The sequence below is a fragment of the Pedobacter sp. 10L46_2 genome (assembly GCF_056395165.1).
In genome coordinates this window covers 1375-13049 of the sequence record NZ_JBFTIZ010000110.1, presented here as the reverse complement: position 1 = coordinate 13049, position 11675 = coordinate 1375, and the positions used below count along the sequence as shown (strand labels likewise).

Annotated in this window: 11 protein-coding genes; 4 read left to right on the top strand and 7 right to left on the bottom strand. The window is 37.5% G+C overall.

The window, feature by feature from the left end:
• The 4 genes from AC1DDX_RS13670 to AC1DDX_RS13655 all read right to left on the bottom strand — a co-directional run.
• On the bottom strand, nucleotides 1-1088 hold a 1088-nt coding region (locus tag AC1DDX_RS13670), incomplete at its 3' end, for a glycoside hydrolase family 26 protein (protein ID WP_477622156.1).
• 94 nt (nucleotides 1089-1182) lie between these two features.
• Entirely contained in the window at nucleotides 1183-2103 is a 921-nt protein-coding gene (locus tag AC1DDX_RS13665; RefSeq protein WP_337716862.1) for a lysophospholipid acyltransferase family protein, read from the bottom strand.
• 88 nt (nucleotides 2104-2191) lie between these two features.
• Nucleotides 2192-4144: an LTA synthase family protein gene (locus tag AC1DDX_RS13660; RefSeq protein ID WP_288883226.1), complete on the bottom strand. Its 1953-nt coding sequence runs from the start codon at nucleotides 4142-4144 to the stop codon at nucleotides 2192-2194.
• A gap of 55 nt (nucleotides 4145-4199) precedes the next feature.
• A complete protein-coding gene (locus tag AC1DDX_RS13655) occupies nucleotides 4200-4502 on the bottom strand; it encodes a CBS domain-containing protein (RefSeq protein WP_172660210.1) in 303 nt (100 codons plus the stop codon).
• Between the two features lie 173 nt (nucleotides 4503-4675).
• Between AC1DDX_RS13655 and AC1DDX_RS13650 the strand changes: the two genes are divergently transcribed.
• From AC1DDX_RS13650 to AC1DDX_RS13640, 3 genes are all read left to right on the top strand, one after another.
• Nucleotides 4676-5656 (top strand): helix-turn-helix transcriptional regulator, encoded by a 981-nt coding sequence (locus tag AC1DDX_RS13650; protein ID WP_172660209.1) that lies wholly within the window; start codon nucleotides 4676-4678, stop codon nucleotides 5654-5656.
• Nucleotides 5656-6546: a helix-turn-helix transcriptional regulator gene (locus tag AC1DDX_RS13645; RefSeq protein WP_337716860.1), complete on the top strand. Its 891-nt coding sequence runs from the start codon at nucleotides 5656-5658 to the stop codon at nucleotides 6544-6546. The genes AC1DDX_RS13650 and AC1DDX_RS13645 overlap by 1 nt, the downstream gene beginning before the upstream one ends.
• 107 nt (nucleotides 6547-6653) lie before the next feature.
• Nucleotides 6654-7013 (top strand): DUF4180 domain-containing protein, encoded by a 360-nt coding sequence (locus AC1DDX_RS13640; protein WP_172660207.1) that lies wholly within the window; start codon nucleotides 6654-6656, stop codon nucleotides 7011-7013.
• Between the two features lie 14 nt (nucleotides 7014-7027).
• Here AC1DDX_RS13640 and AC1DDX_RS13635 read toward each other — a convergent pair whose 3' ends face one another.
• Nucleotides 7028-8518, bottom strand: a complete 1491-nt coding sequence (locus AC1DDX_RS13635; protein ID WP_172660206.1) for an alpha/beta hydrolase — start codon at nucleotides 8516-8518, stop codon at nucleotides 7028-7030.
• A 142-nt stretch (nucleotides 8519-8660) separates the two neighbouring features.
• Between AC1DDX_RS13635 and AC1DDX_RS13630 the strand changes: the two genes are divergently transcribed.
• Nucleotides 8661-9092, top strand: a complete 432-nt coding sequence (locus AC1DDX_RS13630) for a hypothetical protein (protein ID WP_337716858.1) — start codon at nucleotides 8661-8663, stop codon at nucleotides 9090-9092.
• Nucleotides 9093-9096: 4 nt separating this feature from the next.
• On the opposite strand, the gene AC1DDX_RS13625 is transcribed toward AC1DDX_RS13630, so the two are convergent.
• Both AC1DDX_RS13625 and AC1DDX_RS13620 read right to left on the bottom strand, forming a co-directional pair.
• The gene (locus AC1DDX_RS13625; protein WP_337716856.1) at nucleotides 9097-9678 is read right to left on the bottom strand and encodes a MiaE family protein; all 582 of its coding nucleotides are present in this window, start codon (nucleotides 9676-9678) and stop codon (nucleotides 9097-9099) included.
• Nucleotides 9679-9720: 42 nt separating this feature from the next.
• Nucleotides 9721-11601, bottom strand: a complete 1881-nt coding sequence (locus AC1DDX_RS13620; RefSeq protein WP_337716855.1) for a beta-N-acetylhexosaminidase — start codon at nucleotides 11599-11601, stop codon at nucleotides 9721-9723.
• Nucleotides 11602-11675 lie beyond the last annotated feature (74 nt).

Sequence of the window (11675 nt, the reverse complement as noted above, 5' to 3'; positions counted from 1 at the left end):
AGGGTATAGGGGTCATTATAGAATTTCTGAAAATCAGGAATGTTTGGATGACCAGGGTAAGGCGCATAAAAATGTGTAGCGCTTTTGGTATCGTTACGCCATACCAACACATAGCTCATTCTTATTTTATCATTTTTCATTACTTTAAGCAGCACATCGTTCCACCAGTTTGGATTGGTAAGCGATTCCAATCCGGTTTCGGTAAAGGCAGCGAGCTTACCGTTCTTTTGAGCGTATGCCGAAACGATGCGGAGTTTCTTTATGGCAGCATCCAGATTGTATTTGCCATCGCGTCCCATATCACCATAATTATCCGTTCCAAGCATATCTACCCATTCTTTACCAGGAAAACGTTCCAAATATTGCTGTTCAGAATTGAATAGATTATCGGGAGAAAATGCATAAATAAAGTTGTGCACACCGGCCGTATCACGTAAATAAGAAACAGTAAATTTCCATAGGGATTTAAATTCATCAACTGTACAATGTGATTTTCCCCACCAGAACCAGTCGCCATCAAACTCATGATAAGGTCTGAAAATTACGGGTACTAGGTTGCCATCCGGAGCTTTAAGACTTTTTGCCCAATCAGCAATATCGTTAAGGATTTTGATATACTTATCGTGCGCTTTGCCTCCTGGAATAATGTACCCGACAGCAGGTAAAGAAACCGAGTCTTTCCAGTAAAAGTCTCCTTCTGAAACCGGGTTAGAGAAATGCCAGGCTATAGTGGTAACCCCGCCTCTGTTATAGGTATCTATAACATTCTTTCTTAGGTGTTCTTTTGTTTTCCCAATCTGAGCCTCCGATTGTCCGGTTAATCCAGACAGATCGATTCCAATAACAGCTGGATGAGATCCAACAACTGATTTAACATCTGAACGATCAGCATCACCAGACCAGCCATGGCCATATTCAGTAGCATGCTGATGCCCGAATAAAGTATGCTTTTCGGATAATTTGTATAGGTTATCGAAAAGAGCCTTCGTCTCTTTTGTTGCCAAAGGATCAATGAGGTTACGTTGCTGGGCTATTGCCTGGCCTACAAGCAACATCGGGAGAATGATAAAGAAGTACTTCAGGTTCATAAAATTGTAATTTACAATAGCGTACTATTTACTATGAATTAGTAAAAGTATTGTACTGAATATTCCTTAATGCTAAAAAATGGGGTTCCAAATGTTAAACATCGGAATAAAGAATGTCTGTTTTAAGATAAGGCTCCGGCATTTGTACCGGTTTATGTTTCCATCTGCGATGGCTCCATAACCAGTAAGCAGGTTCATCTTTAATAATCTCTTCAAGAAACTGCGTATGCAATCTGGTGATCTCAAATTCTTCAGTATCCATTGGATTCAAACAGAGGGGCACACAATCAACCTCATAATGCCCGCGCTTTAGAACCTTAACTCTTAAATAAAAAATAGGGCGATTGGTTTTTTTTGCAATTTTCTCTATCCCAAGTTGAATGTATGCCGGTTGGTTTAAGAATGTTCTGCAGTAATGCAGTTCCCTTATTGATGGTGATTGATCATTACCAAAACTAAAAATACTTGGTGTATTTTTGCTGGCTTGAATAGCCCTTAGGGTTTGTCGCATTGGGATGAGTTTGTTCCCAAACTTACTGCGGGTTTCGCGAAACCATTTATCAAATATTGAATTATTTAAGGGCTTATAAATTGGGTAATGATCAGCAGAAAAGTTTAAGCCTATCCCTAAAGTTCCCCATTCCCAATTACCATAATGTGCTGAACAAACTAATACACTTTCTCCTTTATTTAGATATTCATTTACCAGCTCTTTGTTTTTAAAAACAAACCGTTTTCTTATTTGCGCTTCAGAGATGTTAATCATCTTAATCACTTCAAATATCAGGCTGGATAAATATCTGTAGTACTTCTTTTCAATTACGATAATTTCTTTCAGTTCCTTTTCGGGAAACGAATTACAGAGATTTTCTCTTACTACCTGCCTGCGATAGCCAAAAACATAATAGAGCAGGAAGTAAGCTGCATCTGCCCAAATGTATAGAAACGATAATGGCAGCAGGGATAATACAGCTAAAAAAAACGTCCCTAAATGAGAAATGCTCTTTTTAAACATACTACAATGATTTTCTACAAAATTAAAAGCTTAACCAAAAGGTTTTGCCATAAAAATGTTAGATTACTATTTTTTTTTAAAGCCCCTGTTACTGATGCAATCCGCCGTTTTTAAACAAGTCGTAAGCAGTTTGGTAATTTGCTATTGCCTGATCTATTACGGTTTTAGACAGCTTATCAGGGATTTGCTCATTACTTGATTTGCGATACAAAAAGGTTTCTGTAACCTTATGAGGACCTAATATGACCAAACTATCCTTCTTTAAATAAGCTAGTTTCTGATAAGTACCTAAAACTGCTCGGGGCTGATAGGTCGGATTTAATACATTCTGACCATACAGGTTGCTTTCATAATTCCATCCCAAAAGGCTAAACAATGTTGGATAAAGATCAATTTGTGAACAAAGCTTATCTATTACCATTTTGCCCTTTACAGGTAAATTTAAAACGATGCACGGAATGTGGTATTTGTCGATATCAATTTCATTCTTTCCGGCACTGGCGGCACAGTGATCCGCCACTATTATCACAATCGTATTCTTATACCATGCTTTCTTTTCAATATTTTTAAGGAATGTTGCAATGGCATAATCTGTGTAACGAACTGCACCTTCCCTATTGCCTTGTTTCATATCTACTTTTCCCGCTGGAAAGGTAAAAGGCCTATGATTTGAGGTTGTCATTACAAAACTGTAAAATGGCTTCCCTGCCTTATCATCGGCATCTGAGCCCCTTATAACTGCATCAAAAAGATCTCCGTCCGAAACTCCCCAGGCATTTTCAAAATGAATCTGATCATCCTGAATGATCGTTCTTTTTGTCAAATAACTATCTCCAATTTTGATATTTCTTCCCCTGTCTGTAATGTTAAAGCCGTTACTGCCAAAATATTCGTTCATATTGTCGAAGTAGCCATCCCCGCCATAATAGAATGTCCTGGTGTATCCCTCTTTTTCAAAGATATGGCCCACGGTTGTCAGGTTTTCATTTCCCTGTCTTCTTACAATACTGCTACCAGGCGTTGGAGGTATGGATAAGCTTAGCGCTTCCATACCTCTAACTGTACGGGTACCTGTTGCATACATATTTGTAAACATTAGATTCTTATCGGCAAGAGAATCAAGTACGGGTGTTAGTTTCTGTGTATTGCCAAAATGCGCAAGAAAACTGGCACTTAGGCTTTCAACAGTAATCATGATTACGTTTGGTTTATAAACCTGACCACCGTTTTGGATATTCCTTTTAATTGAGTTTCCATCATTTACAAAAGTGCTCTGCTGATCCTTTAGCTCACTTCTCATTATACCAAACGCCTCATTTAAAGGGAGTAAAGCATAAAAATGGTTATAATTTAACTCGTTGTTTTTAAACGCTGCAAAAATGGAATAAATACCTGCTTTTGATAGTTCATTTTCGTATCGGTTGGTACTTGATTCGGCAAAGGAATTTGTTAGGAAAAAGGCATATAATGACGTAATAACAAGCAAAATCCCGGTTATAACTGCCCTACTCTTAAATGCGACAACAGATTGGAAAACATTTTTAAAAATCCTCTTCTTTGCAAAAAGCCACATTACCAATAACACCATTACCAATACTCCACCAATTAATAATGGCAGCGGATATGATTCATTTATGTTGTTGATGACTTCATAAGTATAAACAAGATAATCCACAGCAATGAAGTTGAACCTGCTTTCAAACTCTTGCCAGAAAGTAAGTTCAGCAAAAAATGAAAAGAAAGAGATAAGAAGGATTATAAAAAGAGCCACATAAGTAATGATCTTATTTGCAATTGAAGCCGACCATCTATCTGGAAGTATAAGTAAATATAAGCTGTACAAAGTGGTTAAAAAGAGACCTACTCCAAAATCATAAACAAAACCGAGCAGGTAAATTCTTAATACACCTAAGAATGAAAAGTCCGTTTTGCCAATCGAATCAATAAACAAAACAGTACGGATCAGGAAGGAGATAAAAACAAAAATGGCTAAAAAAGAAAATAAGACGCTATATCTGCCCTTAAATAGTTTACTTATCATATAAAATTTTATATAAAAAGCAAAGGTAGATTGGAATTCTGTTTGAATTCTGAACTTAAGCTGTGTATGCCAGTTCGCCTCTTTCTGTCAGCATGATCATAACACTTTCTATGCTGTAATTCAATTTATGAAAAATAAGGTTTTCTTCTCGCTCTTCGTGGGTAAGAAAACTGATAAGATCTTTAAACCGAACAACTCCAATGTATTTTTTATTATAAAAAACAGGCATTGTATATAGCTCCTGCTTAAGCATTATATCTATTACCTCAATCACCAATTGCTCAGAATGCAGCCCGACATGCCTATCGGACCCACATTCTAACAAAAATACTTCTTTACCCTGTACATTAACCCCCATTACTTTGATAAATTTGATAAGGATATCAAATTATTTCGCAAAATTAGCGCCACCAACAACAAATAAGAGCCAAAATAAGGTTTAAAAATACCCGATGAGGACATTTTTTATGAAATTAAGAAAAAAATGCACAATAATTAACGAGATAGCTCCCCATACTTGTTCATTTTAGTATGAAAGAAGTAATTTATCGCTTTGGAGTTGAGACAGATTGGGTTGAAGAATTGGCCGTTAACCTTGGCGGATTTGTACGCGGCAATTTTATCATTGTTCCTGATGATATATTAACGGGCACTTATTATACGCTTCAAATAAGCGAAAACATTACGGTTATGCTGGTAGATGTGATTTATCATCAGGATGTGTTGTACAAAGTCAGGAATATTAAAAATGATTTTGCAGGAATATATTTCAATCTTACTGAAGGAGATCTGGTTCACGTTATGGATGATATTTCACGGTCGGTGGGGCGATGGAATTACAATCTGGCGATTACAGATAGTCAACTTGATATAGATTTTGTAATAAAGTCCGGAAGTAAATCGTACGGCATTTCACTTTTCTTAAAGAAGCATATTCTAAGAGAATATCTATCCAAAACAGGTATCCTTGATGAGGTACTAAACAGAGTTTTTGATCAGAAGCAAAATACCCTTCTGCATTATGCCCATATGAGTAGCAACAGTTGGCATATCATCAATGAGTTCAGGAAAAGCACTCCAGGAAGCATATCTTTCAACCTCCTATTAAGTGGTTTGGCTTACAACTTGCTGGCAGATTGCCTGGATAACATCATGAAAAGAGAAATAATGATTAGCAAAGTTCTTCGTACAGATCTTGCAATGATATTAAACTCACAAACAAGCCTGATTAAAAAACAAGAGGGCATTTTCCCCGGAATAACTTCGTTAGCTGCTGAGGCAAATATGTCGGCAACAAAATACAAGAAACTATATAAAAAAATCACCGGCCAAACTCCTAATGCCTTCTTCCTAAACAACAAGCTTGAACTTGCAAGAGATTTACTTGGATCCGGACAGTATACCATTAGAGAATTGGCCGAAAAATTAAATTTCACAAGCACCTCTCATTTATCAGAGCAATTTAAAAGCTACTTTGGGATGTCGCCTAAAGAATATGCAGCATCATTGTAATGGCAACAGGAAAACAAATATCAATTCCTCATGATATAGCTCAAGGCTGTTCTTATTTTATGGAGGTAATGCCCGGATTAATGGCCCTTGTTGTTGATTTTACTTTGCAAAGAAGTGTTGAACTAAACCAAGTAGTAAATGCGGAAGACTTTTACATTGCCTATTATGATCTAAGCGATGAAATTGATATTCAAAAAATTAACCACAGCAAAGTTAATTATCATTCGAAATTGGGAATGATTGTGGTCGATGCCACATTAAAAAGCAGCTATACCCCTTCTTTTAAAATGTATTCATTCTGGTTGCTCATAGCTAAACCCCTGCTTCAAAAGTATCTGTTAGGATCTATAGGTGGTCCTAAAATGGGGCAAAATAACACAATCGTTTTTACAAGCCACATGGACAGTCGCACCCGTCTTTGTATTCTTAAACTCAGAACGCGAAATTATAACGACCCATCATTTGAACTTTCTTTGCGTGGAACCTCATTGCAGGTTTTTGCATACCTGGTAGAACGTATAAATGAAAATGACCTGGTATTAGGGAAACTTTCTGAATTAGATACTGCGCAGATCATCAAAACTCAAACTTATCTGATGGAGCAACTTTTGGGAGCATTTCCCGGAATAGATTTTTTGGCTTACATGGCCGGCATGTCTATTTCTAAATATAAGAAGCTGTTTAAGAGAATATTTAAGGAAAGCCCCAACAGTTTCTTTATTCGCGAAAAATTAAACCTTGCACAAGAGCTCTTGAAAAGTGGAAATTTTAATACAATAAATGAGGTAGGCAATGAACTTGGATATTTAAAACCGGGATACTTTGCTGCGATCTACAAAAATCAATTTGGACAATTACCTGGAGAAGTTTTTGTGAAAAACAGGTTATAAAGAAGCCAATTGCTTACCGGTTAAACCAGCTTCTTGAGATCATTAAAGCAAAAGCATTATAATAAAAACCCGTATATATTCTTATGTTTGAGTCAAAAGAGATCCAAATGAATATAGAAATACATCAAACAGGAGAAATAAGAATTGCAGAGGTCGTCTCTGATAAAGTCCTGATTAAGAATCCGGAAGAAGGATTACAGTTACTGGCAGATTTATACTACCAGGATGTTGATAGAATTATCCTTCAGGAACAAAATATATGTACTGAGTTCTTTGATCTGAAAACAGGTATTGCAGGAGAAATTCTTCAAAAATTCTCAAATTACAGGGTTCGCCTTGCTATTGTTGGTGACTTCAGTAAATACCAAAGCAAAAGTATGAAAGACTTTATTTACGAAAGCAACAAAGGCAAACAAGTAAATTTTGTAGGCAGCTCGGAAGACGCAATTGCAAAACTAAATCAATAATTATACACAGATTACTAATATTTAGTAATCTGTGCCACAATAACCTCAGGCGCTATTGTAATAAAATGCCCCTGCCCCTCTTTTATTACAATTTTTAATTTCCCACCAAGCTTCTTGTAATGTTGTTCTATTACCTTAGTATGCTCCTTAAACCAAGGGTCCTGACTTCCAGAAACAATTAACAAGGGCACAGCTTCCTTTGCAATCAGACTAAGTCCATCGAACAGATTCTTTTTGGTCATCAAACTGCGCATCACCGGATTTACAGCATAAATGGCAGAAACTTTTTCCGGATTTTCCATTGCCCATGCAAAACATTCCCCTGCATTAACTCCTGATCCTTCTAATATTGGTTTCTTGGAGAATCCATGATCAGTTAGCATTTTATAAACCCCATCCCACTGTTCCATTACTGCACCTGATTGTGCGGTAAGCGGGGTAATAACAATATGATATCCTTGAGCCAGCAAAGCCTGATCTACCAGGGCATTTCTGTCCATCCGATCACTTCTAAAAACCCATGGTTTGCCTTCAGCGGCTTTATTAGGTGCTATAATAATCATTGAAGACACCCCATAGCGGCTCTTTCCTTTAACTTCATATTGCTCATAATAAGGTGTATAACCGGGGCCTCTGGCGGTCATCCATGTATTTTCTTCTTTTAAATACAGGTAGCTGCTTTGAGTATTATAGTAATAAGACTTGATGAAGTCATCATCAATAAAATCTGGCAATGGCGCTGCTTTAGCAACATTTTTAACAACCCAGTCTACAATAGGACCTGGGTTGCGCAGACTGTGCGGATGATGAGCTGTCCCGTCTTTAACCAGAACAGTCATTCTCCCACCCATTTGTAAATAAATATTTTCAATAGACAGCGTATTTTTTTCATACAGAAAATCTTCGGAACCGCAGATACTTAATAAAGGAACATCGTGTCTAGCAAGCTCTGCTATTTTTGCCAGACTTTCTGGCATGATTGCAGCGTTGTCTCCATAAATACAAGATACCTGATCAGGGTGATTTACAGACCAGGCATAGGCATTAATAGCTCCTCTACTCATTCCACCAAAGGCCGGTTTTTTTGAAAACCCATGTTCCTTGGTTAAAAAGGCATACCATGCATCCCATTGTCTGCCAGCATCGCAGTTAATGTATCCTATAAAAAAACCTTTTTTTAACAACTCGATTTCCGACTGGGGTTCATGATCCCAATAGAATCCTCTCCATGACCAGGGATTTCCTGCGGCTGCAGTTTTTGGTACAACAACCAGACAGCGCACCTTCCCTTTTACCTCAACATTAATCCCGAAACCCTCACTTTCAACAGCTTTAAATGGAGTTATTTCCAAGCTGAGTGTATCCATTAGAAAATCATATCGGTCAAATCCCCTCCAGGTAGTTTTATCGCCTGAAAAACCGGTTGTAGTTAACTGAGCCTGAGTTATGTTAAAAATTGATGTACAGATAAACAGTACAAAAATAAGTGCAATAATTTTTCGCATCCGTGGTTTTATTTGGTTATGGTCTTGTAAGCAAAAAAACTAAATCTGGTTAATATTTACTTAATAATCCATTAATCAGAAAATCTTTATCAATTTATGTGGAGATAAAAATTAGCATATATTTGAAGGTACTCATCATTATATGAAGAAATTTGCAGAAATTCTATGTTTAATTGTCGCTTTCGCGACATACGGTTGTTCAAGTACTAGCGTAGAACAAGATAACACCAAAACATTATATCGCGCTATAAGTAAAGATGATACTGCTACTTTTAAAATAAACATTACTGACAAGGAGTTCTTCGGGCAGCTTGAAATAAATTACCATGGTCTCTATAAAGATTCCGGTGATGTAACCGGAATTGTAAAAGGAGACGAACTAAAGGGAACTTATCGCTTTCAGCATTATGGAGTTGAGACATGGCACAAGGCTCCCATAGCATTGTTAAAAAAAGACGGAAAGTTAATTATGGGCGAAGGTTCAATGGAAATTTATATGAACATACGTTACTTCAAAAAAAACGTTCCAATCAATTATCAAGACGCAAAGTTTGTGTTTGAAAAGATGAAGTAAACAATTAGCCGTGAATGGCTTCCTTATTGCCGAAACTTTGTATAAGCTCACCTTCAAATTCAAGCCATTCTTTCCATCTTTTATCCACATCAATATCAATGGTATATTTGCGGGCGAAGTTCAGAAAAGTAGTATAGTGGCCAGCTTCTGACACCATCAGGTCATAATAGAATTTTGCAAGTTCTTCATCTTTGATGTTTTGCGACAGTACGCGGAAGCGCTCACAACTTCTGGCTTCAATCATCGCCGCAAATAAAAGACGGTCAATAAAAGCCGAGTTTCTGCTTCCATCCCTTCGACTGAATTTAACCAATTGACCAACATAGTCGTCTTTACGCTCACGACCAAGTGTATACCCACGTTTCTCAATTATATCAACCACCATCTTAAAGTGTTGCATTTCTTCAATAGCAATAGCTGTTAATTCCTGCACCAAATCCATATGTTCTGAATTATTGGCGATCAGGGTAATGGCATTCGTTGCTGCTTTTTGTTCACACCAGGCATGGTCAGTCAAAATCTCTTCTAAATTCGATTCAGCAATGTTTGCCCACCGCGGGTCCGTCAATAATTTTAATCCAAGCATGGTAATAAATATCTTCTTTAGGCCAAAATTAGTAAGATTTGCTTACTCTTCCGTACGCTTTTCCAGATCTTTTATACTAACAGTAATCATTTTACCCATTGGTTTGCTATCGAGGTAAGTTAAAACCCTTAAATGATCTGCTCCTTTTGGTACTGTAAGGGTATCGGTATACTTTGGAGAGAAGTTATCCGGATAAGTATTATCAAACGTATAATAGATGTCTAATTTCTTTATCTCGGTAGCTAATGCAATACGCAGCGTTTTATTAACAGTGTCTTTTAAAGGTTTTATTGTGGCATCATACACACTTCTTGCATAGTTGATATTTGCTACATCATACCTTTCAAGATTATGCTCCATACGGGAGATAAAGCTATCCCATCCCTTGTTTTCTTTTTGCGACCAGAAAACTTCAGCCAAGGCAAAGGCACGGGGCCAGGTCATGTATTCTACATGGCGGTAATTCGGAACAGATTCTGTCCACAAATTGCCCTGACCTCCTAATATCAGTGAAGGATCAGGTATTTCAGCCGGAATGGGTTCAAAATTATAACAACTTGATAAGGTAAGCATAGAATAAGTTGGTGGTTCTGCAGCTGGGTCTCCCTGATAAAGATCAAGATAACAATTATCGGCAGGAGTCATTATCACATGGTGATTCATTTTTGCTGCTTCGATGCCTCCTTTCATTCCTCTCCAGCTCATTACCGTAGCTTCGGGTGCCAATCCACCTTCCAGAATTTCGTCCCACCCCATCATTTTTTTGCCTTTAGACTTAACGATGTTTTCCATACGCCTGATGAAATAACTTTGCAGTTCTTCCGGGGTTTTCAGGTTTTCGTCCTTCATTCTTTTCTTGCATTTTTTGCAGTCTTTCCAAAATCCCTTAAAACATTCGTCACCACCAATATGGATATACTGACCGGGGAAAAGCGCTGCCACTTCTCCCAATACTTTTTCCATAAACACGAAACTTTCCTCGTTACCCGGACATAATGCATTGTCATCAACACCATAAAAGGTATTGCCAACATTTACCTTAAAGGGCCCGCCTGTGCATGACAAGTTCGGATAAGCAGCAAGTGCAGCTAAACTGTGTCCGGGAACATCAATTTCGGGCAGGATGGTTACAAAACGTTGCTGAGCATATTTAACAATTTCCTTAACATCTTCCTGGGTATAATACCCTCCATAATCTGCAACCTCATTTGCCCCTTGTGGATCACGTTTCCACCATAAGCCCATTCTTGGAGCACGCCAGGCCCCTACTTCAATAAGTTGTGGTAAGCTTTTAATTTCTATCCTCCATCCCTGATCATCAGTTAAATGCCAATGAAATACATTCATTTTGTATTTAGCAAGCTGGTTGATGTATTTTTTAACCACTTCTTTTGGGAAATAATGCCTGCTTACATCAAGCATTAAACCCCTCCATCCAAATCTTGGATAGTCTGTTATTTTAACGCAGGGTATAGACCATACTTTATTTTTAATAATCTCTGCACTTTCTATTTCTTTTGGCAACAGTTGCATTAAAGTTTGCATGCCATAAAAAAGACCTGCAGGCTTGTTTGCCTGGATAGTAATCTTGGCTGGCTTAACATCTAAAGTATACCCTTCTTCGCCTATCTGCTTATTGTAAGCTTTGTTCATAGCTAACTGAATGGTTGAAACTCCCCCCGATGCGTGACTTAATGTAAAGCCTGTTGGCACTTTGATCATAGCAGCGAATAATTCTGCTATTTCTTTATTTGCAGGAGCTGCAATCAGTTTAGTAGTCTTGCTTATTTTGAAGCTACCTGGAAGCCTTTGAAACTTTACTGGCTGCGGAATTAGGGCCGGAACACCTTCTACGGCAAATATATTTATGGAGAATAGCATGCAAAGCGTAAATATTGCTATCCTCAAGTATCTGAAATTCATATTTAGTGGATTAGGTAAGCCTTCATAATTTAAAGGTTTGGACAACTAAGATAATTATTTACATTACAATAAAC

Excerpts from the sequence above, each read along its gene's own strand:
- AC1DDX_RS13620 (WP_337716855.1), bottom strand. The coding sequence starts at position 11,601 with ATGAATTTCAGATACTTGAGGATAGCAATATTTACGCTTTGCATGCTA.
- AC1DDX_RS13630 (WP_337716858.1), top strand. The coding sequence starts at position 8,661 with ATGAAGAAATTTGCAGAAATTCTATGTTTAATTGTCGCTTTCGCGACA.
- AC1DDX_RS13635 (WP_172660206.1), bottom strand. The coding sequence starts at position 8,518 with ATGCGAAAAATTATTGCACTTATTTTTGTACTGTTTATCTGTACATCA.
- AC1DDX_RS13650 (WP_172660209.1), top strand. The coding sequence starts at position 4,676 with ATGAAAGAAGTAATTTATCGCTTTGGAGTTGAGACAGATTGGGTTGAA.
- AC1DDX_RS13645 (WP_337716860.1), top strand. The coding sequence starts at position 5,656 with ATGGCAACAGGAAAACAAATATCAATTCCTCATGATATAGCTCAAGGC.
- AC1DDX_RS13660 (WP_288883226.1), bottom strand. The coding sequence starts at position 4,144 with ATGATAAGTAAACTATTTAAGGGCAGATATAGCGTCTTATTTTCTTTT.
- AC1DDX_RS13625 (WP_337716856.1), bottom strand. The coding sequence starts at position 9,678 with ATGCTTGGATTAAAATTATTGACGGACCCGCGGTGGGCAAACATTGCT.
- AC1DDX_RS13640 (WP_172660207.1), top strand. The coding sequence starts at position 6,654 with ATGAATATAGAAATACATCAAACAGGAGAAATAAGAATTGCAGAGGTC.
- AC1DDX_RS13655 (WP_172660210.1), bottom strand. The coding sequence starts at position 4,502 with ATGGGGGTTAATGTACAGGGTAAAGAAGTATTTTTGTTAGAATGTGGG.
- AC1DDX_RS13665 (WP_337716862.1), bottom strand. The coding sequence starts at position 2,103 with ATGTTTAAAAAGAGCATTTCTCATTTAGGGACGTTTTTTTTAGCTGTA.